This is a genomic window from Acerihabitans sp. TG2 (assembly GCF_035013185.1).
GTDB lineage: Bacteria > Pseudomonadota > Gammaproteobacteria > Enterobacterales > Enterobacteriaceae > Acerihabitans.
In genome coordinates this window covers 1-22,780 of sequence record NZ_JAYGJO010000037.1, presented here as the reverse complement: position 1 = coordinate 22,780, position 22,780 = coordinate 1, and the positions used below count along the sequence as shown (strand labels likewise).

The window sequence follows — 22,780 nt, the reverse complement described above, 5'->3', positions numbered from 1 at the left end:
TGACGCCTCGGCAGTGCGTATGTATCACCGTTCGATCTTAACCGCAGCCGGTTATGCCGTCGGCTCGAATGTCGGACTCGTTACATCGGTACCCGCCGATGTTCTGTTCCATTACGTACGTCGGTTCCTCGGGAGGTGTAGCGTATGACGCCGATTCTGCAACAATTTCTCGAAGAGACACGCGAATTTCTGCAGGCGATCAGTCAAAAGTTGCTGCAGTTGGAAGAGACCCCGGCGGATGCTGCCATGATGACGGAGTTGTTCCGCTTTGTGCACACACTCAAAGGCAACAGCGGTCTGTTCGAATTCCCTGAAATGACCCGGGTGCTGCACGCAGCCGAAGACCTGATGTCGGTGGTGCGCGATGGCCATCTTGGCTACAGCCAGTCATTGGCCGACCCTTTGCTTGATGCGGTGGATTTCGTCGGCATGCTGTGTGACGAGATTGAAGCGACCGGTCAAAGCAGTGCCAACCATGCCGCTGTCTCGGCCACACTGGCGGCGTCTTTGCGCGCCCTGATCCCGCCGTCTGAGGGACGCGGTGATGCGGTGGATACCTCGTGTATCGACAGTGCGGCGAGCACCGCCACCGAGTTGCCCGCCGTAGACACGGCGCTACGCCTGGCCTTGATGCCGGAAGCCTTGCGCATGGTTTGCTACCGGCAAGCCAGCAAAGACCGGCCACTGTATTGGGTCACCTATACGCCTGACGCAGAATGTTTTTTCGTCGGCGAAGATCCGTTTTTCCAGGCTCGCCAACTGCCAGAACTGCAATGGCAGCGGGTGAGTTCCATCGCCCCTTGGGCCGCTTTGCCGCAGTTTGATGCCTATCATTGTGTGCTGCGTTTCGAGATGCTCAGTGGTGCCCCGCAGGACGAGTTGGAAGACTATTTCCGCTATGTGGTGGAGCAGGTCAGTATCGTTGCGGTGCCAGCCATCATGCTGGCGATCCCGACGGGCGACAAAAACGGCGACCCGGTGCCTGAGGATGTCGTTAGCGAGGCGCTGCTGCACCTGCAAGGCGGCGACCTGGCAAGCCTGGCGCGGCTGGCCGACACCATGCTGGAATCTTCCTCTTCTACACTATGGCTGGCGTCAGTGTTGCGCTGGCTGCTGCTGGTTCTGGAGCAGGAACCGGAAAATCACGCCGTGCTACGCGTGCTGATTGAATCGCTGCGCAACATCGACCCACCGGACTTGCTCCGTATGCCCGTCGCAGACCGGGCTGTGGCGCAGGCGATCACGCCGGCCAGACCGATGGTCGCGCTGAACCCAGTCACCCCGGCAACGCCGGGCTCACTCTGCCGTCGCGCCGAGGATGTCACGGTCTCTACCAAGACCCTCAAGGTCGATCAAGGAAAAATTGATCGCCTAATGAACTTGATCGGCGAAATGGTGGTGTCGAAAAATGCGCTGCCCTACCTGGCGGTCAAAGCGGAAGAGGTGTATGGCGTGCGTGAACTGGCACGCGAAATCAAGTCGCAGTACGCCGTCATCAATCGCATTGCCGAAGAAATGCAGGACGCCATTTTGCAGGTGCGTATGCTGCCGGTTTCGTTCGTGTTCCAGCGTTTTCCGCGTCTGGTGCGCGACATCTCGCGCAAGCTTGGCAAGGACGTCAATCTGGTGCTGGAAGGCGAAAATACCGAGGCTGACAAAAACATCATTGAAGCGCTGGCCGACCCGCTGATCCACATCGTGCGCAACAGTCTCGATCACGGGCTGGAAATTCCGGCGGTGCGACTCGCCGCCGGTAAACCGGCGAAAGGCCAGCTCACCATTCGCGCCACGCAGGAAGCGGGCCGGGTGCTGATTGACATTATTGACGACGGCAAAGGCATCGACCCCGCCCTCATCAAACGCAAGGCTTACGAAAAAGGCATCATCGATGACGCCACGCTAGAGCGCATCACCGACCAGGATGCCGTCAATCTGGTCTTCGCGGCGGGTTTCTCAACCGTTGAGGTGGTGTCGGATCTTTCCGGCCGCGGGGTCGGCATGGATGTGGTGCGCGCCGCGCTGGCGCAGGTCAACGGCAGTGCCACGCTTGACAGCACGGTCGGCAAAGGCACCCGCCTGCGTCTGTCTTTGCCGCTGTCGATGGCGGTGACCAATGTGATGATCATCAAATCGAATGGACAGATCTTCGGCGTGCCGATGGACATGGTGGTGGAAACCGTCAGGATCCCGCGAGCCAATATCCGTTACATCAAAAACCATCAGACTGCGGTACTGCGCGGGCGTATCGTGCCGCTGCGTTCACTCAACGAGTTACTGGCCACCAACCAGCCGCAGCGTGCCAATGAAGAGGACGAGCTGGCCACCCTGGTCATCCGCATGGCGGGCGAACCCATGGGCGTGGTAGTCGATGATTTCCTCGAAGTGGCCGACATTATCCTCAAACCGATGACCGGCATTCTGGCTGGCCTACCGGGTTATGCTGGCTCCGCGCTGATGGGCGATGGTTCGGTGCTGATGATTCTCAATCCCAAGGAGCTTGTTTAATGTCTATCACCTACCGCAAGACATCGGCCGTTTTTGAGAGTTTGGTCAGCGTGGAGGATGCGGAAGACCTGCTGCAGTGGATCCAGAAAAACCCACAGGGCAACGTCGACTTATCCGGTTGTACCCATCTGCATGCCGCTAATTTGCAGGTCTTGATGGCAACCCGTATTGCCGTCGTTGCCTGGCCGAAAGACACCGTATTCAAGCGCTGGCTGACCAGCGCCCTGAAGTGATTAATTAAGGAAAACCGATGACAAAGATCATTATGGTGATTGATGATTCAGCGACCATGCTGATGTGCCTGAAAAATAGCCTGGAGATCGGCGGTTTCAGCGTCATCACCGCCGCTGATGGCGTGCTCGCGCTGGAAAAACTGCAAACCGGCCCCAAGCCGGACCTGATCATCACCGATATCAATATGCCCAATATGGGCGGTATCGAGTTTATCAGCCATGCACGTAAGCTACCGGGCTTTCGTTTCATCCCCATATTGGCGCTCACCACCGAGAGCCAGCAAGCCAAACGTGATGAAGCCAAAAAACTGGGCGCGACCGGGTGGCTGGTGAAGCCGGTGGGCGCTGCCGATCTGATGAAGATTATTAAGCAGGTATTGCCAGGAGCGTGAGCATGTCATTTGCATCTACTGTGCGGTACTTCATGGGGCGCCTGCGCACCGGGTTCGGCCATCCGCCACGTCGGTTGGTTATGTGCGCGATACTACTGCTGGTGGCGGGGCGACTGCTGCCAGTATATTGGCTTGATAGCCTGCCCGGCCGGCCGGGCGATGCTTTGCTGCTGTTGGCGATATTGCTGCTGGCATCATTCGCCTTTTTGCCCCTGCCGGGGCGCACCCGCACCGCGACAGCGCAGCCCGCACCCGCCCGTGGACGGGGTACCGTCGACGCCATCCTCGATCAGCATTTTCTATTGGATGAAAAGATCGATCGGCAACTCACCGTGGTTGCCAGCGATACCGAGGAGGCTTCACTGGCGATCATGCAAGAAGTGCGCAATCTTTATGACACCGCCAGCAAACTGGTGTCCTATCTGGACAACTCACCGGTGGGGGAAGGCGACAATATGGGCACGGAGATCCAAAATAACCTCACGGAACTGACGAAGGTGGGCGCTTTCATCGAACATCTGCCGGTCAAGATGGCGCGCGACCTGAAAAATATGCAGGCAGTGGTCAAAGAAATCAAACAGCTCCGCGGTATGCTCGACGAGGTGCAGGCGATCGGCATGCAATCCCACATCCTGGCGATCAATACCGCCATTGAGGCCAGCCGCGCAGGTGAATCCGGGGCGTCGTTTCGCGTGATTTCGCAGGAGATGCGTGCTCTGGCAGCCAACTCCAGCACGGTTGCCTCGAGCATTCACCAGGGGCTGTCGCGCACCAGCCTGGTGGTTGAGGACGGTATCGCCTCGAGCATTTCAGCGTCCTCGGCAGAGATGGACGCGGCGGTCCACGCCTCATCGTCGATCCAGACCATGATCAATAACTTTGAAGACCGGATCCAATACTACAAGAGCCGTCTCGCGGTCGCCATGCAACACAACACCGTTCTGGCCGAAGAAATCTCTGCCGTCATGGGGCATAGTCAGTACCAGGACGTGGCCCGTCAATCGTTGGAGCGTGTTCGTGTCGCCATGGGGCAACGCAATGCTTTTTTCCATCATGCCGTGGATGTTATGCAGCAAGACAGCAGTGCGGCGGCTGATTTACCTGACATGCTCGCGCAAATCCTGCTTGATTATGACACCGAAGAGCACAAGCACGGTCACTCCGAGCGGCTCACGGGCGAGAGCGGCAGCGAACCGAAAATCGAGCTATTTTAACCCCCGACGTGGGATCATGGGCCGATCTCCCGCCACCCTCCTGGCGGGGGAATGATAAGGGATGGTGGGTAGCGTCGGGTGGTCCATGGGGCATGCAGAGCTGTTTTCAGTTTATTGCCGCGAAACCTCATTTTTGGGGATCATTATCACCACCTCTTCTGCGATAAGAAAATGTTCAATCAGCAGTTTTTGTTGTTCATGATGCGAAAGCGTTAAAAAACTTTCAGAACCGTCAGCTGCGCGCGTGACTTTTTCACCTTTAACCATGCCCGTGATCGATTCATTTCCCGCCAGGCGGATTAATGTCGCTCCATCGAAACGGCTGTTATTTCGGCTCAGTTCATGACGACGGGGGAATTCTGCTGCGGGCGCATTGGTATCAAGCAAACGGCAGTCAATGCGAGGACGCCCGAGTGGTTTCCAGTTAATGCACCAGTGACCTGCACTGTTGTAATGAACCCGGGTTCCCCATACCGGATGAGGTGAATGCCGCTCGATTATCGGCAACGGGGACCCATGAAGCAGGGTGGCATCAACAATGAGTGGATTATTGATAAAATTAACCACCAGGGTGCCATGACCGGGGGATTCTTTTAGCTGGGGGTGGGGGGAGAGCATGGTCGAAAGCGCAAACTGTACGGGAAAGTCCAGGTAATCCAGTAGTGCATACAACGCACTATGGCCTGCCCAGCAGGTACCGCCGGTCCCGTACTTCAGCCAGTGTAAAAAGAAATCTGACGGCGTGTACCCAGGTAGGGGATGAGCATGACCACGCTGCGTCAGGATACGTTTACGTATATTATCAAAGGGCACCGCCCGGCACCACGCCTGATAAATCTCCGCCAGGCCAGACGCACTGGTTTTGGGTAAATGGCGGATGCCCAGCTTTTCAAGTACCCGTTCGGCAAGGGCTGGGCTGATATTCATTTCACCATTAATCACGTCGTTTTACTCATCAGTGACCTGCGCGCAAATACGGTCGTCATATTCTATTACTGCGGTCTTATGTCAGATAACGCGATAAACAGCGTTAAAGGCCATGGGGCCCCAGCACCCAGAAAAACCATTGTGATCTGGCAGAACAACTGAATGTAATGTTTAGAAATAGCCTAGCATTTCAGACGTTATCTTGTTAGCTCATCTGAGCGTTCTGCTCGACTGCTTGGTCCCGGAATAGTATCGTGGAATGTATTAAGGAACCTCAACGCGGGTCGTGCAACGCTATGAAAATTAAGAGGTAGCCCAGGCGATAGCCTGGTTATTGTCTGATGAGGCTTCCTATGTCACCGGCAGTTTCATCGATTTGGCCGGCGGCAAATAGGCGTCTATTCGGCGCCTACAAAATGTTTTTTTGACAAAAACTCATATTTCAATATACACGAGCGTCCCGCTGTCGGCCAAGATGTTGTGGTTTACGGCCAGATGCGGTAGGCACAGCGACGTGAGCCCAGTAAAATATGCTCGCTGCGTTCTACCTTTGCCTGTAACACCACACGAAAAAGCGCGAGTTCACTGCGGCAAAATCCCTGACAGGTGGTGGCGGCGGCGCAAATGGGGCAGTGATTTTCAACCAATAAATAGCTGCCGTCCGGCTGATTGAGCCAGTGGGCCATATACCCTTCATGGGTACGAATCTGCACCAACACGCCGAGGCGATCTTCGAGCGTCAGGGGGTGGGGCATTGACTGCTGCGCATCCGCCATCTGTTGCTGATAATGTTGGCGGATTTCCTCTTCACGTTGCACGATCAGCTTATCAATCCCCGACTCACCAAAAGTATTGCGGATCATTCGTAGCAGTTGTACGGTCAGATCAGCATGGGTGTCAGGAAAATGAGCATGGCCGGCGGCGGTTAAACACCACATTTGTACCGGACGACCTACACCTTGCGACACTGTCTGCGGTTCGACCAGCCCTTGGCTGGCAAGTTTGATAAACTGCTGGCGTGCGGCTTCACCCGTGGTTCCCAATATTTTCCCGGCATCTCCCGCCGACAGTGGACCACGGGTTTTAAGCAGTGTCATTAGCCGTTCATGCACAGCGGGTTTGGGTGCGGCTAGTTTTTCCAAGTGATTGCTTGACATATTCAGTCGCTCACCCGTAGATTATTCCAAGAGATTTCTTGTTTAATATAACGCAGGCCAGATTGCGATTCAATTGATCCTTAGGAGCGGCGAGAATATGGTGCTAAAACAGCCTGGGTGGCGTGAGCTCTTCAGGGGAAATAATATGGGGAGCGCTGTTGCGCTGTGCGGCGGGGTAGTGCTGCACGCCATAAATATTTATATTGCCACCACCATCTTGCCGTCGGTGGTAAAGGATATTGGCGGACTGGCTTTTTATGCGTGGAATACCACGTTGTTTGTGGTGGCCTCCATCATGGGCTCGGCGCTATCCGGCCGTTTGCTCCGCCTGGCTGGACCGCGAGGTGCGTACCTGGTCGCGACGCTGATATTTATGCTCGGCAGTCTCATGTGTGCATTGGCACCGAGTATGCCGCTGCTGTTATTGGGGCGAACCATTCAAGGGTTCGGCGGTGGTTTTTTATTCGCGCTTTCTTATACACTGATTCATCTGGTTTTTCATGAATCCCTTTGGCCGCGCGCGATGGCGTTAGTGTCGGCGATGTGGGGGGTCGCTACGCTTATCGGGCCTGCGGTCGGCGGAATTTTTGCCGAGCTCAATGTGTGGCGTTACGCCTTTGGCATGCTTGTGCCGGTGGGCCTGATGTTTGTCCTGCTGGTATGGCACGTGATGCCAGCCCGACAGGCGACGGTTAAACCGGTTTCGCCGCTGCCCATGCCCCAACTGTTGCTGTTGGCGGGTGCCGCATTGGTGGTCAGTGCAGGAAGTCTCTCTTCTCGCGGGGCGATCAACCTGGGCGGTTTTGTGGTGGCGGTATTGATGTTATTGCTGCTGTTGCGACAGGAATCGCGTTCTCCGGTGCGTTTGTTGCCGCGAGGATCGCTCTCACCCTCATCGCCGTTGTTTGGGCTCTATCTGACAATGTCACTGCTGATGATGGGTATCGGCTGTGAGATCTTTATCCCCTATTTTTTACAGACGCTGCACGGACAAACGCCGCTTGCCGCCGGGTATATTACCGCCGCCGTGGCGGCCGGCTGGACAGCTGCTGAGGTATGGAGTGCCAGTTGGCACGCGCGCGGCGCCAGATTCGCCATTATCGCGGGTCCGGTGCTGATGGCGATAGGATTGCTGATGTTGTTGTTTCACTTGCCTGACGCATCCAACGGGGGAAGTCCTCTGTTGATAGGGATCGTCTGCGGGTTGGCTTTGATTGGTTTTGGTATTGGTTTCGGCTGGCCCCACCTGCTGACGCACATTTTATTGTCTGCTGAATCAATCGATCAAGATACCGCCGGCGCGTCAATTACCACAGTACAATCTTTCGCGGCGGCGATGGGCGCTGCACTGGCGGGTACCATTGCCAATCTGGCGGGGCTGAATGTGCCCGGAGGGGTCGCCGGCGCAAGCCATGCTGCATTCTGGTTATTATTATTGTCGATACTGGCGCCGTTGATGGCGATAGTTACCGCAGTCAGAGCCTCGTCATCTGTGGCGGTTCAGACAGCCGCGGTGAAAATCCATCAGTAATAGGCGCTATTGCGGGGTAACCGCCATGCAAGACCAATAGCATTAGCGCATCGCTAATCCGTTTAATCTGTGAATTTATCCACTCAACCTGAGCTGGCTAATCGGTCAGCTTGCTCAAAGGGTATGTGTGACACGGTGAGGTCTTTGCGCCGCTTGATGGCGCGTGAGGGCGGCTGGCATAAACTACAAATAAAACCATGGACCGGGTGATGGGCATGTGTAATAAAATGTCCCTGGCAATGGCCGCAGGGGGTCAATTGCAATAATTCGCTATTCACAAAACGTACCAAGGTCCAGGCGCGGGTCATGCCCAGTAGGGGGGCATGTTCCTCCAACGGCGGGCATTGCTCCAGATACAAACGGTATGCCTGGATAAGTACCACAATGCCACTGGCGTGACCATTTTGCTGTATCGCCCGAAAGATATTATAAAACATCGAGGAATGGATATTTTGTTCCCATGTCATATACCAATCGGTAGAGAACGGCAGCATGCCTTTCGGTGGCGGACTGCCGCGCAATTCTTTATACAACTTGATTAATTTCGGCCGGCTGAGCTGCGTTTCAGTTTCCAGCATCTGCAGCCGCGCACCCAACGTGATAAGCTCCATAGCCATGTGGATATCTTTTGCTTCCTGGACGATGCTTTTAGTGATCATGGCTGTATCCTTTTGCTCAAGACATGACTTTCATCGTTTGACGTTCGCTTAACCGGCTGGATAAAACAATCCCCGCATGCAGATGCTGTAGCCCACTGACGCGCGACTCTTCGGTTAATAATTCGATAGTCTGATGTTCATCGAAGCGAAACAAGCATAATAATTGACTGGCTTCAGCCAGTTTAGCCATCTGTGATAGCGTCAAACCTTGCAGTGTATCGGCCATGGCCTCATCAATACCCAGGCGGAACATTGCCGAGGTCTTATCATGAGCAATCAGGCGCTGCGTCAACAGTAAGTAAGAAAAATTCATGTCGTAGACATATTTGCGAATTTCAATGGCGTCCATTCAGTCTCCCTATATATCACTACATTATATGGTTAACGTACTGATAATAATTGATTTTAAACGAAGCAGAAGCTTAGGAATAATAAACCAATGCATAACATTACATAGTCGGTCATAACGCTATATCCCAATGTCAGCCAGACCTACCCTGGAATGGTAATTCAGTTATTTGTTATTCGTGTCTGGTATGATCTTGCCAGGTGACAAAATAGGTACCATGAGGTTAATAGTTGTCGTGCAATCTATTTGTTGGCAATTTTTAAAGGCAAGATGCCCGCCAACAAAAATGACGTGTCAAACCATCGACAGCAGAGTTTACCAGGTGAGCATATTAGTCACTGTAGATTAATATTATATTAAGGAATGTCTATTTATGAGTTAATTGTGATATTAGCCATATTATTAAATAAATATTAATATAAATCAATAGCATGAATATATTACAAGCTTATGGAATTTGGCGATAATAGATGACATTACACCTATTAGGTCGATAACTAAATGAATGATCTGCTACAGATGACAGTGAATCTCCGCCGGCGCGGGTTAGTCAAGCGCTAATTATGACCTCGGGAATACCTAGCTTGTGGCAAAATAACCGTTCGGCGGGTATGAATACTTAACCTGGTAACGGCGTTTTATCATCGGCATCAGGGTGATCAAACGAAGAACATAGATAATATGAAGTTAATTACTTTAGTTAATTAATTATCAATTTCTTCACTGATGGATGACATTTGGCCTTTAACTCACAATGTGTACGTAATATATTGACCTTTTTTCAAAATGACGACTTTGTGGTTAACTGAAAAAGGAGGCATTAATGATCATCATAATATTCTTGGTGAAAAATACCAAAAAGTAGCCCAGGGCGTGGCTATCCCTGTTCCCACCGTCGCGAGATTGGTCTTGTTGCCATTGTCCAGCCAACCGCGCAGACCGTTTATCACCGTAGGACCTAACGGACAATATTCCCCGCAGTACGATTCCCGTGCATTAAATAAGGGTAATCACCACTAAAGTTTACCTTTTGCCTGCCGATAAAAAAATTTATGAACGGATACAGCCCGTTACATGATCGCCAGTGGCGATCATGTACGATGACGGGACAGGGTCCGGCCCTAGGTTTAATGCCCCATCGTGGTTTGGTGGCAGCAGGATTGACTCATGGAAAGATGTAATCCGGTTAACGCCGTGGTGTTGCTATGGCTGTGCTCAATGTGCGCTCAGGCGGCGACGCTCAGTCCGGCGGAGCGGGATGTTATTGAGCAGCAGCAACGTAGTCAGTTGCAGCAGGATAGCCAGCAGCGCGAGGCGTTACAACGCGTGACACCGCCGCGCGCCGAGGCACCGGCTGGGCTCCCTAGCACCGGTGGCCCCTGTTTTACCCTGACCCGCATTGAGCTGCAGGGCGCCCAAACCTTGCCCGCCGCCGTCCGGCAGCAGTTAACCGCACCCTACCTTGGCCAATGTGTCGGTGTAGCGCAAATTAATCAATTGGTGAAGCAGGTCTCGGATTGGTATATCGCCCAAGGTTATATCACCAGCCGGGCCTTCCTGACCGCCCAGGATCTGTCGCAAGGCACGCTGCGTCTGGTGGTGATGGAAGGTAAATTGCAGGCTATCCGCCTGGAAAATCAGGATGCCCGTTTATTGCACAGCGCGTTCCCTGGATTGGAGGGAAAAATCCTTAACTTGCGTGATATTGAACAGGGCATGGAGCAAATTAACCGGTTGAGGCGCCAGCCGGTACATATTGATATCCAGCCAGGCAGCCTGCCGGGTTATTCGGTGGTCAACTTGACCGCCACCCCGGAACACCCGGGTTTCCTGAACGCCGGCTTCGATAACAGTGGTCAGAAAAGCACCGGCGTCGGCCAACTTACCACGTCGTTGACCGTCAATAATCCGCTGGGACTGGCGGATCAGTGGTATATCGGTGGTTCACGCAGCAGCGCGTTTATGAACGGTCGCAATGCCCGCAGCCTGCAAACCGGTTTTAGCCTGCCCTACGGTTATTGGTTGCTGGATTACAGCTACAGCTACAGCGATTATGTGAATACCATCAGCTCGCAAGGTTATGACTGGCGCTCCACCGGCGACAGCCAGGCACACCGGTTCACCTTGTCGCGGGTTATCTATCGCAACGGTGAAATGAAAACCGGTTTATCGTTGGGGCTGGCATACCGCATCAGCCGTAACTATCTCAACGACACCCGCCTTGACAGCAGCAGCCATAAATTCACCAGCCTGACCGGCGGCATCAACCATAGCCAAAAACTGTGGGGTGGTTATGCCACGTTGTCTCCCTCATTTAGCCGTGGTGTGCCCTGGCTAGGGGCGGAAAATGATGATGATCGGGTCGAGGGTGCGCCAAAAGCCGAATTTACCAAGTGGGGCACCTCCGCCAGTTTTTACCTGCCGCTGGCAGGCCAATTCACCTATCTCACCAGTGTAACCGGTCAGTGGACACCCGATCGGTTATACGGCACCGAGCGCATGACTCTCGGCGGTGACAGCTCGGTGCGCGGTTTTAAAGAACAGTACCTGTCTGGCGATAACGGCGGTTACTGGCGCAATGAAATCACCCGGCCGGTCGGTGTCGTTCCGCTGCTGGGGGATATCAGCGCGGTGGTGGCGGTGGATGGCGGTTATCTGCGCCACGATCGCCAGGATACCAACTCCGCCGGTAACCTGTGGGGCGCCGCCGTGGGACTTAGCAGTGCCAATGCGTCTTTTGTCAGTCAGTTCACCGTCGGTTGGCCACTGGCGTATCCGCGCCAGCTTTCCCCCGATCGGGTTTCAGTTTATTACCGCCTCGGCGTGCTGTTGTGACGCGGCCGTGATGAAACTGTCGTGATGAAACTGTTGTCATGACCCCGCAGTCATGACACCGCTGTTATAAAAGGAAGGATGGCTGCGATGATTTCTCCGGTTGAGCGTGTGGTGGGTTTATGGCGTCGTCTGTTAGCGTATTGGCTGATTGCCCTGCTGGCCTGGCAACCCCTATTTCCGGCCCTGGCGGCCGGCATCAGCGTCGCAACGGGCAATACCCAAACGTTGCAGGCCGGTAACGGCGTGCCGGTGGTGAATATCGCCACCCCCAATCAGGCCGGTATCTCGCATAATCAATATCAGCAATTTAACGTCGGCAACGAAGGGCTGATCCTCAATAACGCCACGGATAAATTAACGAAAAGCCAACTGGGTGGCCTGATCCGTAATAATCCCAATCTGCAGGCCGGTCGGGAAGCTAAAGCCATTATCAACGAAGTGGTCGGTGCCAACCGTTCCCAGTTGCAAGGGTATATGGAAGTGGCCGGTAAAGCGGCCAATGTGATGGTGGCCAATCCCTACGGTATCACCTGTAACGGCTGCGGGTTTATCAACACCCCGCATGCGACCCTGACCACCGGTAAGCCGGTGTGGGCCGCCGACGGTTCCTTGCAGGCGCTGGAGGTGACCCAAGGGGATATTATCGTCGAGGGCCGAGGCCTGGATGCCAGCCAGAGCGATGCATTTTCACTGTTGGCCAGGGCGACGCAAATCAATGCCGGCCTGTACGCCAAAACATTGACCGTGGCGGTAGGGGCCAATCGTATCGATGCGGCGGGCAATATTACCGCACTCGGTAACCCGGACGACGCACCCCGGGTGGCGGTGGATACCGGCGCGCTGGGCGGCATGTACGCCAACCGTATCCGGCTGGTCTCCAGTGACAAGGGCGTGGGTGTCAATCTTGGCAACCTTAGCGCCGCCACCGGCGGCATTGCATTGTCGGCGGCGGGCGATCTGACGGTAAATAATGCCGTGGCCCAAGGCGGCACCAACGGTGCTGGCGATTTGACCTTGTCGGCCGACGGTAAACTGACGCTGAACCATGCTGAAGCCCGAGGCGGACTTAACGCCCGCGCTCACGGCGTGCAACTGGGCGGCAATGTGACGGCACACGATGCCATGGCGCTCGACAGCCGCGGCGATCTGGCCGTTGACCATGCCACCGTGTCCGCCGGCGGTGCCTTGCAACTCGATGCCACCGGGCGGCTCAGTGCCAACAACGCAACCTTCAGCGCCGGTATCGATAGTAACGGTAACATTGGCGAGCAGGGCACTTTGTCGCTTAACGGCGCCACCGTCAGCCTCAACGATAGCCAAGGCACCGCAGCCGACACGCAGCTTAGCGCCAATGGGACATTGCAGCTTGATGCCGCCAGTCGGCTACAGGCTCGCCAACTCACTATCAGCGGGCAGCAGTTGCGGTTGGATGGACAACTGTCCTCCAACCGCGATCTTACCGTCAAGGGTACCGGGTTGACCGGTGGTGACAGCGCCGTGTTGGGCAGTCAGCACAATATCAATCTTAATCTCAGCGACAGTAGCCAATGGCAGGGTCAAATGCTGGCGGGCACCGGGTTGCATTTTCATGGTGGCAGCCTGACCAACGGTGGGCAGTTGCTGGCAGTAAACGAACTGACGTTTGCCGGCACTGAGCTTGACAACAATGGCCGCATCCAGGCCGGTGATTTGACGTTAAACGCCGATAGTCTGAACAACCGTGGCCAGATACAGGCGCAAAACGACGCGGCGCTCAACGTGCGGTCATTAACCCAGCTGTCGGCAGCCGGTCTGCTGGCCGGCGATAGCCTGACGGTACGGGCGGACCGGGCCGATACTGCAGGTTCCTGGCAGAGTCAGAGTCTGGATTATCAAGGTGGTGACTGGCATAACCGCGGCGCCATCAGCACCCTGGCCGACATGACCGTGGGCCTGGGCGGCACGTTGCAAAACGACGGTAATCTACTGGCGAAAGGGGCCGCGTCGCTCAGCGCCGCGCAACTGACCAACCAGGGCAATATTCAGGGACAGACCCTGGCGTTAACTGGGCCATTGAACAACCTCTCCGGTGGCCAACTACTTTCCGGTGGCCTGGCCACCCTGTCGGCGAGTCAGTTCACCAATGACGGTTGGCTGCAGGCTCAGCAACTGGTTTTCAACGGTAACCAACTCAACAATAACGGTACGCTGCTGGCCAACGACAGCCTGCAACTGACCGTGCCGGTGGTGATCAATCAGGGCACGTTGCAGGGTGGCAATGCCATCGTTAACAGTACCACCCTGACCAACAGTGGCACCTTGCTGGGTTTGACCACATTGGCATTGCAGGCGGCGACGATCGATAATCTGAGCAGCGGGCGTATCTACAGTGCGCAGGATCTGACTTTCACCACCGGCAGACTGCAACAAAACGGCCGGTTCCTGGCGCTGGGCAACCTGAACGGTCATATCACCGGCGGACTGGATTTCAGCACGCAGCTGGCGGCGGGCAAACGCCTGACCCTGCGCGCCGATGGCGATTTCAACCAGCGCGGTTCCCTGCAGGGCAACAGCGTACAGCTGATTGCCGGCGGCACACTGACCAACAGCGGGCAGGTGGTGACCGGCAACGGCGGGTTAACCCTCGATGCCGCCGCGCTCAACCTACAATCGGGCGGCAGCCTGCAATCCGGCGGTGCCGTCACCCTCACCAGCCGTAACGGCATTAATAACCAGGGGTTGGTCGGCACCTCAGGTGATCTGCTGCTACAGGCCGTCGCCACCTTGACCAATACCGGCCTGCTGTATTCCGGCGGCAATATGCATCTGCTGGCTAACAGCATTCATAACCTGCGCGGCGATATCCTGGCCGGCAACAGCCTGTGGATGCAACGTGATGCCAACGGTAACGCCAACGGCGAAATCATCAATACCTCGGGGGATATCGAAACCCAACATGGCGATATCAATATCGCCACCGCACATCTGCTTAACCAGCGGGATGGGTTTAACGTGACGCAGACCCACGACGCGCTGGCGGTACCGACCTGGGCCAATGGCGCGACGGTTTTGATCCCGGTGAGCTGGTTTCAGCCGGGGGAGATCGGGGTTTATCATTACATGACGGAATGGGGCAACGCCGGCGAGCATGGTATCGGACTTTACGCTAACCATTATACCTACGTGGCCTATCCAACGGCGGATATCCAGCGCCTTGCGGTGGCATCCACCACCTTTCGGGTGACCGCCACCGGCAACGCCGGGCGGTTGGTGGCCGGACATGATATTAATGCTTATGCCGGCAACCTGGAAAATGTCGCGTCTAACGTGCTGGCGAGCAATAATATCAATCTGCATGGCGATAGCTTAAGTAATACCTCCTACCAGGAAGGCACCACCACGCAATATCAGCAATATAAGTATTCGGTTGTCAATCCAAATGCCAACAATACGCTGCTGCGGCCCAATCAGACCCTCGACGAAGCGCCGGCCTATTACCACACCACCTCAACCCATCAAAGTGGCTATTACAGCAATACCGTCGCTTATACCGCCGACGGTGCGCCAACCTATGCCTTTACCGGCGGCGGCCAGAGCTATAATGCACTGATCCAGGCCGGCGGCGCGGTGAACGCCAGTTTTAACCAGGACATTAGCAATACCACGGTAAAACCGAATGTCGGTGGTATCGACCATCAACTGAGCGCCCCCGCGCTGAGCGCCATCAATACGCTGGATCCGCACAGCGCCGGAGCCGGGCACAGCGGTGCGTTGACGCCCGCCGATCTGGGCGCGGCAATTCAAACCGGCTTGCGGCAACTGAGTGAAAACCCGCTGGCGGATTATCCGTTGCCCAGCGGCAATAACGGCCTGTTTGTGCTCAATAGCCAACCGGGTAGCCACTACCTGATCACCACTAACCCCAAATTGCAGCAATTGGGCAAAGTGGACGGCGCGGTGTTTAATGACCTGCAGGGACTGCTTGGGCAACAACCCACCACCCATGCCACCGTGGAAACCAACAGCCAGTGGACTGACACACAACAATTCCTCGGTTCGGCCTATTTACTCGATAAGCTTAACCTCAAGGCTGATTACGACCACCCATTTCTCGGCGACGCGGCGTTTGATACCCGCTATATCAGCAATGCGATGATCAGCCAAACCGGGCAACGTTATCTTAACGGCGTGGGTTCCGATCTGGCGCAAATGCAGTACCTGCTGGACAACGCAGCGGCGGCGCAACAATCCCTCAATCTGCAGTTCGGCGTGAGCCTAACGCCGGAGCAGGTGGCCAATCTGACCCACAGCATCGTCTGGTGGGAGCCCATCAACGTCGATGGAAACATCGTCCTGGCGCCTAAACTGTATTTGGCCAAAGCCGATGACACCACCCTGCAGGGCAGCGTGATCAGTGGCCAGCAGGTGGCGTTGAGCGGTGGCGGAAGTGTGACCAACAGCGGCGCGGTACACGCGGTGCAATTGCTTGATATCGCCAGTCAGGGCACAATCACTAACCAGGGCGGCGGACTGCTCAAATCCGATGGCAGTCTGGATTTAACCGCCTTAAACGACATCAGCAACCTGAGCTCGACGGTTGAGGGCGGTAGCGTGCGCCTCACCAGCCTGAACGGCAGCATCGTCAACCAGACCCAAAGCGACACCTGGTCGGTTGGTCGGGTGGACAAACGCACCCCTTGGACCCCGGCCCAGACCTCGCTCAGCGCCACCGAAACCGGCAACACCGCAGCGATTAACGCCAGCGGTAACCTGGTGATGTCGGCCGGTAAAGATATCTCAATCATTGGCGCCACCCTCAAGGCGGGCGGCAGTGCCGCGCTAACTGCCGGCAACAATGTGATCATCGCTGCTCTGGCGCAAACCCAGACCCGCGAGGTAAAAAGCTGGAACACCCATAACACCAGCGAACAGACCGGGGCGCAGGCCAGCACCGTCAACACCGGCGGCGCCTTAAACGTCAATGCGGGCAACGATCTGACCGTCAACGGCAGCAGCCTGGCTTCCGGCGGCGGCATGGCCCTGGCAGCAGGCAACGATGTGAATCTGCTGGCCAGCGCCAGCGACAGCAGCCAGACCACCAAGAACAGTCAGCGCCACACCAGCAGCGGCACGATCAGCACGTTGAACAGCGGCGGAGATCTGAGTGTGCGGGCCGGTCGTGATGTTAATACCGAGGGCACCACACTGGCGGCGGTCGATAGTGTGGGGGTGAATGCCGGTCGCAATATTAATCTGGACACGCTGCAAAGCGATACCTACAGCACAAATCATGGCAGCCAAAGCCGGCAGGAAGACGAGTCGATCCGCCAGCAGGGCACCGCCCTGACCGCCGGCGGCGATATCAGGCTGAACGCCGGACAGGACATCAAGCTGTCTGCCGCGCAGGCACAGGCCGGCGGGGCGATTGGCGTCACCGCTGGACGCGATATCAACCTCGATACCGCCCAAGAGAGCGATTACCACTTCGCTGAAAAAACCACTACGTCGAAGCACCTGTTCTCCAGCACCACGACCCATACCGTCAAGGAAGATTACGTCACCCACGAAAAAGGGGCGTTACTTAGCGGCAACAGCGTCAACCTGTCGGCAGGCAATAATATCGGCATCACTGGTTCGTCGGTGATCGCCGACGATCACGTCACGCTGCAGGCCGGCAACAATATCGATATCACCGCCGCCACTGAACAGCAATCGAGCTACCGGCTGAAAGAGAAAAAAACCAGCGGCATGTTCAGCGGCGGCGGATTTGGCGTGACCTTCGGCTCCAAATCGATGCGTCAGGAGATCAACCAGGACGGCACTACCCAGAGCCAGAGCGTCAGCACCCTCGGTGCCACCGGCGGCAACGTCAATATCATCGCCGGGGGCAAGGCCCATCTGAGCGACGCCCAGGTGATTGCCGGCAACAACTTGAACGTAGTGGCTGGTGAGATCACCATCGATCAGGGCAATGACCTGCTTAAACGCCGGGAGAGCTACGAGCAAAAACAAAGCGGGTTGACCCTGGCCCTGCACAGCCCAGTCACCGACGCGTTGCTGACCCTGGGCAGCCTGGTCAACCAGGCCGGTGAGACCAGCGATAACCGCATGAAGGCGCTGTATGCGGTGGAGGCCATTCACACCGGCTGGGCGGCGTCGCAAAATAAAGATGCACTGAAACAAGCTGCCGAACTGGCCAAGGGCGACTATTCCGCTAGCGTCAAGCTGGAGCTCAGCGTGGGCGCCAGTAAAAGCAGTTACCTGAACGCTCTGGCGCAAAAACAGGCCCAGGGCAGTACCCTGACCGCCGGCAACGATGTCAATCTGGTGGCCACCGGCAGCCATAACCAAAGCGGCGATTTGCATATTACCGGCAGCGGCGTCACCGGCAAGAATGTCACCCTGTCGGCCAACCGCGATCTGATCCTGGATGCCGCCGACAGCACCACCCAACAAAAAACCGACAGCAACAGCAGTGGCTGGAACGTTGGGGTGCATATCTCCGTCGGCTCGGAAACCGGCATCGGCGTCTCGGCCAACGGTTATAGGGCCACGGATAAATCGACCGGCAGCAGCACCGATTACCTTAATTCGCGCATTAACGCCCAGGATCAGCTCAGTCTGACCAGCGGGCGCGACACGGTGCTCAACGGCGCGCAGGCGCTGGGCAACCAGATCGTCGCCGATGTGGGCCGCGACCTGACCATCACCAGCCTGCAGGATTTGGAAGACTACCAGCGGGCGCAGAAATCCGTCTCGGGCGGTTTTAGCTTTACGCTAGGCAGCATGACCGGCTCTGCCTCGCTGAGCATGAGCAGTTCAAAAACCGACAGCAAATACGCCAGCGTCGGCGCCCAGAGCGGCCTGTTCGCCGGCGACGGCGGTTATGACATCACCGTGGGTAATCACACCCAACTCAACGGCGCGGTGATCGCCTCCACCGCCGACGCCACGAATAACCTGCTGTCCACCGGCACCCTGGGCTGGAACGAGATTAAAAACAACGCCGACTACAGCGCCAGCGGTTATAGCCTGAGCGGCAGCGTATCCCACGACGAAAAAACCGGGAAAACCACGGCCCTCATGCAGCCGGGGCTGAGTGTCAGCCAAAGCGGCAGCGCCGCCGGCACCACCGGCTCGGCCATCGCCGACGGTACGCTAATTGTTCGCGACCAGGCGAACCAGCAGCAGGACGTGACGACGCTGAGCCACAACACCGCCGACGCCAACGGCCATATCGACAAGATCTTCGATAAAGAGCAGGTCGAGAGTGACCTGGTATTTACTCAGGCGGTGGGCCGGGTCAGTACCGAAGTGGTACAGGATGCACTGCAATATCAGCTGAAAAGCGCCAAGGATGCGGCCCGCGATGACTTAGCGAAGAACTCGGCGGCCTTCAATAGCGCCAGCGCTGACGAACAAGAGAAGATGGTCGAGGCCTCGCCAGCCTATCAGGCCGCGCAGGAAAAATACGGCATCGGCAGCCCCTACGCCATGGCGGGCGCGGCCATCAGCGGCGCACTGGCAGGCCTTGCCGGAGGTGATTTAAGCCAGGCGGCAGCAGGCGGACTGGCACCGTACCTGGCGCTGGCGGTGAAAAAAGCCACCACGGATCCCAACACCCACGAGGTGAATATTGTCGCCAACACCGTAGGCCATGCGTTGGCCGGTGGCCTGGTGGCCTATTTGCAGGGTAATTCAGCGGCGGCGGGCGCAGCCGGTGCAGCCGGTGGCGAACTGGCAGCCCAGGCCATCATGGCCGAACTGTATCCGAATAAAACAGTCAGCGAGCTCACGGAAGAGCAGAAGCAGACCATCTCGGCGCTTGGCAGTATGGCGGCAGGCCTGGCTGGCGCGGTGGCCGGCAATAGCGGGGCCGGTGGTGCGGTTGGGGTGGTGGCAGGGAAGAATGCGGTTGAGAATAACTATCTGAGCCGTGATGAAGCATCAGAGAAGTTCTCGCTGGAATACAAACTGAAGAACGGCTTGTTATCAGGAGATGAAAAAACACAGGCTGAAACCCGTCTTGGCCAGCTTGATGAAACCGATAAGGCTCGAGATCAGGCTATTAAAGATGCTTGTACGAAGGGCAATAAAGGTGGAGGTGCCTGTGGAACTTTAACGGCCCAAGCACAAAATGCCTTAGATAAGTATGGCGAAAATGTCACCTATAATTTGGTATACAAAGATCTGTATCCAGATGATGCAGCCAATACAGCTGCGATCTTAAAAGGTCTAGATCCTGCTAGCATCACGCGTGACAGTGCTATTGCGGCTATTGTTGAAGCTAATAAAGGTAAACTTAGCTGGGATGATGCGGCAAGTCGCTATGACTCAGTAATGACTACAACCACGATTATCGGTGTCATTGCTGGGACCAAAATGGCAATAGATGGGGTATTACCTGGGAAATCACCTACAGGTATGGGGGCGGGAAATGATGGTAAGCCACTATCACCTCAGGGCTATAATGTTGATCCAAGTAAGTTTGATTATTTCTTTGGTAAAGTGACAACTGGGAACCCACATAATATACAAAGGTCGGCTCAAAACATGAAAGATCTTGGTACATTAGGTATAAATAATGAGCAAGCTTTGATTAAGGTATTTAATCAAGCAGCTAGTGATGGGGTTTTGATATCAAGTAAATCAAATGGTTATGGCACAACCGTGACTAAGAGTATTGGTGTGTCAGATAAGGGATCTATTCAGGTTAGTTTCTTTTATCCTGAAGGTAATATGGATGCAGTGCCAAAAATTACGACATTAATCCCTAAAATATCAGGTAAGAGCAAATGATTACGTTAAAGTCCATCAGCAAGACTGATTTTTATACTAGCAATTTACCTGTTGTTTTTCATGATGAAAGTTATGCCAGACATTATTATTGTCTATATCATAGTGATGTTGAGATGTTCGTTTTTTCGGCTCAAAGTGAAGTGTCTCCTGTGACCTTAGTAATCGGAAGAGTTATTGTTGTTGGTTGTGATCAATCAGTTGCATTCTTTAATATTGACGATCATCTGCTACTGAAAAGACTTTCATTATCATGTTTTTTATATAATATTGATGTTGCTGAGAAATATATATTCATTGTGTGTGAAGTTGAGGTTGTTATCCTTTATAGAAATACTCTTAACGAATATAAGTTTTTTGGCTTTACTGAATATATAGATCATATCGAGATTAATAACGGAGAAGTATCTGTTATTTTTATAGACGGCACATGCGAAAACATACATATATGATAGGTAAATCCCGCCCTCAGTGGCGGGATTTTACTTTTTAGCCTCAGACGTTCAGCTCAGCCCTGATAATCAAACAGCCGTTCTCAGCCGTAATACTCACCGGTTGCCCAGTGGTAAACCCCAACTGTTCCAGCCATTTACCTTTAATCGTCAGCTGTGGGCTGGGGTTGGGTCTGCCGCCGTTGGGGCGATAACCGACGGCGTAACGGCGAGCTTGGGGTGTGGCGGGTTCTGACGTAGAATCGCGTTCAGTCATGATCAACTCCTGCTTTTTCGGGGGGATTACCGTTGGGGCCTTTGAGAAAGGCTTGGCCAATCTTCCTCCTGGAGAGCGTGTAGCTATCGTAAAACAAACAGCTCCGAAGGTGGCGGCAGAGAACGGCATGGTTAAAAATAATCAGTTGACTAAAAAGAATGGTAGTCGTGATGTGTATCGTGGTCAGGATGGGAATCTTTATGCTCTTGATACGCAGCATGGACGATTTGAGGTTGTTAGCCCGAAAGGTAAGCATTTAGGCGAAGTTGATTTCTCTATGCAAAAAATCCCTAACAGTATTGATAAATCAGGCGGTCATGATTTAAAGGTGAAATGATGAAATTGATTGACTATAAAAATAAATCCATAAAACGAGGTTCGGTTTTTAGACTGCCAGCTGTTTGGCCATATGAAGCATGGGTAGATTTTATGGTCATTGATTTATTTGATACCCATGGGTTGGTTGTCTCTTCAGGGCATAAAGCAGGATTAATTTTAATATCTTTGCCGATTGAAAGTGGATCAACTGAAGGTAGAGCTTTAAGCACTGAATGGGTTGTCAATAACTGGGCAAAATGGATTTATCCAGAATGTAATGTTGAAGATGTTCATATAATTGATGAATACATAGCCACCCCTGTTGATTAAACAAAATCCCAGCTCTCACGGCTGGGACTTTGCTTAATAGACCCCGGCCTCCGTGCTGGGATCACCGATTTTACCGTTCAAAATCTAATCTCAGACACAATCACCAATTTACCCCGCTCAACGGTGACAATCACCGGTTGGTCGGTGTTAAAGCAGATGTTTTCCAACCAACGTTCGAACGTGAACCGTTAATCAGACTCAACTGCCGGACAGGAAATGTTTTGTGGCCACAGCCCGCTGGCCGTGATCCCCAAAACAATCCGGTCAGGGCCATGCCCCGACACCCCACCGATAAAATAAACACCCCCGGTATGGTCAGGGGTGAGAGTGATTACTCGGTGAACCGCAGGCCACCGGGGTAATGGTTGAGCCAGTTGGCGGCGGCGTCCGGGTCAAAGGGTTCAATGCTGAGTCCTTCCAGACAGTGCCACAGCTTGCGGGTGTTCTGCGCGGTGAGCCGGGCATGATGCGTATTTTTAACAGCATCCCGTCGGTAAATCCGGCCTCGGTGAGCCACTTCCCTTTGAGACTGATAGCGGTGTTGTTGAATAAATCGAAATGTAGTCATTTTGATGTGTGCTTATGGATCATGGCAATCTGTAACTGATTGATTTTACGTTAATCTAATCTGAATGATTAAATGATTTTCTGATCAAAACCGATTTATTCAACAACTCCGTCCAACAGTGGAACGGCCAGGATCTGGCGAAGATAGATGCTATAGTCCCGGATGGACGAAATTTGCAGCGTTTGCATCAGACCCGGAAAACCAGGCAGCGGTAGGGTCACTCGGATTGTTGGCGAAAGATCTGACTACTGTGGCCATCTCGTTTATGGGGCGAAATAC

Annotated in this window: 17 protein-coding genes and 2 pseudogenes; 12 read left to right on the top strand and 7 right to left on the bottom strand. The window is 54.6% G+C overall.

What is annotated here, in order from left to right:
* The first annotated feature begins 144 nt into the window (after positions 1 to 144).
* From SJI19_RS22215 to SJI19_RS22200, 4 genes are read left to right on the top strand one after another with little or no spacing between them, the layout of a single operon-like run.
* Positions 145 to 2,505 (top strand): chemotaxis protein CheA, encoded by a 2,361-nt coding sequence (locus SJI19_RS22215; protein ID WP_323480446.1) that lies wholly within the window; start codon positions 145 to 147, stop codon positions 2,503 to 2,505.
* Positions 2,505 to 2,738 (top strand): hypothetical protein, encoded by a 234-nt coding sequence (locus tag SJI19_RS22210; RefSeq protein WP_323480445.1) that lies wholly within the window; start codon positions 2,505 to 2,507, stop codon positions 2,736 to 2,738. The genes SJI19_RS22215 and SJI19_RS22210 overlap by 1 nt, the downstream gene beginning before the upstream one ends.
* A gap of 17 nt (positions 2,739 to 2,755) precedes the next feature.
* Positions 2,756 to 3,130, top strand: a complete 375-nt coding sequence (locus tag SJI19_RS22205; RefSeq protein WP_323480444.1) for a response regulator — start codon at positions 2,756 to 2,758, stop codon at positions 3,128 to 3,130.
* Positions 3,131 to 3,132: 2 nt separating this feature from the next.
* Positions 3,133 to 4,344 (top strand): methyl-accepting chemotaxis protein, encoded by a 1,212-nt coding sequence (locus tag SJI19_RS22200; RefSeq protein ID WP_323480443.1) that lies wholly within the window; start codon positions 3,133 to 3,135, stop codon positions 4,342 to 4,344.
* A gap of 111 nt (positions 4,345 to 4,455) precedes the next feature.
* Here SJI19_RS22200 and SJI19_RS22195 read toward each other — a convergent pair whose 3' ends face one another.
* Positions 4,456 to 5,271 carry a hypothetical protein gene (locus SJI19_RS22195; RefSeq protein WP_323480442.1) on the bottom strand — a complete coding sequence of 272 codons (816 nt, stop codon included), beginning with the start codon at positions 5,269 to 5,271 and terminating at the stop codon, positions 4,456 to 4,458.
* Between the two features lie 307 nt (positions 5,272 to 5,578).
* Between SJI19_RS22195 and SJI19_RS22190 the strand changes: the two are divergent.
* Positions 5,579 to 5,665: pseudogene (locus SJI19_RS22190) on the top strand (NAD(P)-dependent oxidoreductase); the annotation flags it as partial.
* Positions 5,666 to 5,756: 91 nt separating this feature from the next.
* On the opposite strand, the gene SJI19_RS22185 reads toward SJI19_RS22190, so the two are convergent.
* Positions 5,757 to 6,428, bottom strand: coding sequence for a metalloregulator ArsR/SmtB family transcription factor (locus SJI19_RS22185; protein WP_323480441.1), 672 nt, complete (start codon positions 6,426 to 6,428; stop codon positions 5,757 to 5,759).
* A gap of 145 nt (positions 6,429 to 6,573) precedes the next feature.
* Here SJI19_RS22185 and SJI19_RS22180 point away from each other — a divergent pair, with 145 nt between their 5' ends.
* Positions 6,574 to 7,959, top strand: coding sequence for an MFS transporter (locus SJI19_RS22180; protein ID WP_323480440.1), 1,386 nt, complete (start codon positions 6,574 to 6,576; stop codon positions 7,957 to 7,959).
* Between the two features lie 83 nt (positions 7,960 to 8,042).
* Here the strand turns inward: SJI19_RS22180 and flhC are convergent, their stop codons facing one another.
* Entirely contained in the window at positions 8,043 to 8,618 is a 576-nt protein-coding gene (flhC, locus tag SJI19_RS22175) for a flagellar transcriptional regulator FlhC (RefSeq protein WP_323480439.1), read from the bottom strand.
* A 16-nt stretch (positions 8,619 to 8,634) separates the two neighbouring features.
* Entirely contained in the window at positions 8,635 to 8,967 is a 333-nt protein-coding gene (gene flhD / locus SJI19_RS22170; protein ID WP_323480438.1) for a flagellar transcriptional regulator FlhD, read from the bottom strand.
* Between the two features lie 1,167 nt (positions 8,968 to 10,134).
* Here flhD and SJI19_RS22165 point away from each other — a divergent pair.
* The 3 genes from SJI19_RS22165 to SJI19_RS22155 all read left to right on the top strand — a co-directional run bounded on the left by SJI19_RS22165 (position 10,135) and on the right by SJI19_RS22155 (position 21,029).
* Positions 10,135 to 11,802, top strand: coding sequence for a ShlB/FhaC/HecB family hemolysin secretion/activation protein (locus SJI19_RS22165; RefSeq protein ID WP_416347586.1), 1,668 nt, complete (start codon positions 10,135 to 10,137; stop codon positions 11,800 to 11,802).
* An 87-nt stretch (positions 11,803 to 11,889) separates the two neighbouring features.
* Positions 11,890 to 20,580 (top strand): hemagglutinin repeat-containing protein, encoded by an 8,691-nt coding sequence (locus tag SJI19_RS22160; protein ID WP_323480437.1) that lies wholly within the window; start codon positions 11,890 to 11,892, stop codon positions 20,578 to 20,580.
* The gene (locus SJI19_RS22155) at positions 20,577 to 21,029 is read left to right on the top strand and encodes a hypothetical protein (RefSeq protein ID WP_323480436.1); all 453 of its coding nucleotides are present in this window, start codon (positions 20,577 to 20,579) and stop codon (positions 21,027 to 21,029) included. Before SJI19_RS22160 ends, SJI19_RS22155 begins: the two co-directional genes overlap by 4 nt.
* Positions 21,030 to 21,072: 43 nt before the next feature.
* On the opposite strand, the gene SJI19_RS22150 is transcribed toward SJI19_RS22155, so the two are convergent.
* Positions 21,073 to 21,285 (bottom strand): SymE family type I addiction module toxin, encoded by a 213-nt coding sequence (locus SJI19_RS22150; RefSeq protein ID WP_323480435.1) that lies wholly within the window; start codon positions 21,283 to 21,285, stop codon positions 21,073 to 21,075.
* Between SJI19_RS22150 and SJI19_RS22145 the strand changes: the two genes are divergently transcribed.
* Both SJI19_RS22145 and imm45 read left to right on the top strand, forming a co-directional pair.
* Complete coding sequence (locus tag SJI19_RS22145; RefSeq protein ID WP_323480434.1) at positions 21,284 to 21,622, top strand: colicin E3/pyocin S6 family cytotoxin; 339 nt, start codon at positions 21,284 to 21,286, stop codon at positions 21,620 to 21,622. The two genes, SJI19_RS22150 and SJI19_RS22145, sit on opposite strands and share 2 nt — an antisense overlap.
* The gene (imm45, locus tag SJI19_RS22140) at positions 21,622 to 21,933 is read left to right on the top strand and encodes an Imm45 family immunity protein (RefSeq protein ID WP_323480460.1); all 312 of its coding nucleotides are present in this window, start codon (positions 21,622 to 21,624) and stop codon (positions 21,931 to 21,933) included. The genes SJI19_RS22145 and imm45 overlap by 1 nt, the downstream gene beginning before the upstream one ends.
* Positions 21,934 to 22,010: 77 nt before the next feature.
* Here the strand turns inward: imm45 and SJI19_RS22135 are convergent, their stop codons facing one another.
* Together SJI19_RS22135 and SJI19_RS22130 are read right to left on the bottom strand one after the other, a co-directional pair.
* Positions 22,011 to 22,100, bottom strand: coding sequence for a hypothetical protein (locus tag SJI19_RS22135; protein WP_323480433.1), 90 nt, complete (start codon positions 22,098 to 22,100; stop codon positions 22,011 to 22,013).
* 148 nt (positions 22,101 to 22,248) lie between these two features.
* Positions 22,249 to 22,467 (bottom strand): SymE family type I addiction module toxin, encoded by a 219-nt coding sequence (locus SJI19_RS22130; protein WP_323480459.1) that lies wholly within the window; start codon positions 22,465 to 22,467, stop codon positions 22,249 to 22,251.
* Positions 22,468 to 22,611: 144 nt separating this feature from the next.
* Here SJI19_RS22130 and SJI19_RS22125 point away from each other — a divergent pair.
* Positions 22,612 to 22,780, top strand: a pseudogene (locus SJI19_RS22125) (hypothetical protein); the annotation flags it as partial.

What these genes read in the sequence shown, in the direction of transcription:
- SJI19_RS22155 (WP_323480436.1), top strand. Translation starts at nt 20,577, where the DNA reads ATGATTACGTTAAAGTCCATCAGCAAGACTGATTTTTATACTAGCAAT.
- SJI19_RS22160 (WP_323480437.1), top strand. Translation starts at nt 11,890, where the DNA reads ATGATTTCTCCGGTTGAGCGTGTGGTGGGTTTATGGCGTCGTCTGTTA.
- SJI19_RS22145 (WP_323480434.1), top strand. Translation starts at nt 21,284, where the DNA reads ATGATCAACTCCTGCTTTTTCGGGGGGATTACCGTTGGGGCCTTTGAG.
- imm45 (WP_323480460.1), top strand. Translation starts at nt 21,622, where the DNA reads ATGAAATTGATTGACTATAAAAATAAATCCATAAAACGAGGTTCGGTT.
- flhC (WP_323480439.1), bottom strand. Translation starts at nt 8,618, where the DNA reads ATGATCACTAAAAGCATCGTCCAGGAAGCAAAAGATATCCACATGGCT.
- SJI19_RS22180 (WP_323480440.1), top strand. Translation starts at nt 6,574, where the DNA reads ATGGGGAGCGCTGTTGCGCTGTGCGGCGGGGTAGTGCTGCACGCCATA.
- SJI19_RS22215 (WP_323480446.1), top strand. Translation starts at nt 145, where the DNA reads ATGACGCCGATTCTGCAACAATTTCTCGAAGAGACACGCGAATTTCTG.
- flhD (WP_323480438.1), bottom strand. Translation starts at nt 8,967, where the DNA reads ATGGACGCCATTGAAATTCGCAAATATGTCTACGACATGAATTTTTCT.
- SJI19_RS22210 (WP_323480445.1), top strand. Translation starts at nt 2,505, where the DNA reads ATGTCTATCACCTACCGCAAGACATCGGCCGTTTTTGAGAGTTTGGTC.
- SJI19_RS22205 (WP_323480444.1), top strand. Translation starts at nt 2,756, where the DNA reads ATGACAAAGATCATTATGGTGATTGATGATTCAGCGACCATGCTGATG.
- SJI19_RS22165 (WP_416347586.1), top strand. Translation starts at nt 10,135, where the DNA reads ATGGAAAGATGTAATCCGGTTAACGCCGTGGTGTTGCTATGGCTGTGC.
- SJI19_RS22185 (WP_323480441.1), bottom strand. Translation starts at nt 6,428, where the DNA reads ATGTCAAGCAATCACTTGGAAAAACTAGCCGCACCCAAACCCGCTGTG.
- SJI19_RS22195 (WP_323480442.1), bottom strand. Translation starts at nt 5,271, where the DNA reads ATGAATATCAGCCCAGCCCTTGCCGAACGGGTACTTGAAAAGCTGGGC.
- SJI19_RS22200 (WP_323480443.1), top strand. Translation starts at nt 3,133, where the DNA reads ATGTCATTTGCATCTACTGTGCGGTACTTCATGGGGCGCCTGCGCACC.
- SJI19_RS22150 (WP_323480435.1), bottom strand. Translation starts at nt 21,285, where the DNA reads ATGACTGAACGCGATTCTACGTCAGAACCCGCCACACCCCAAGCTCGC.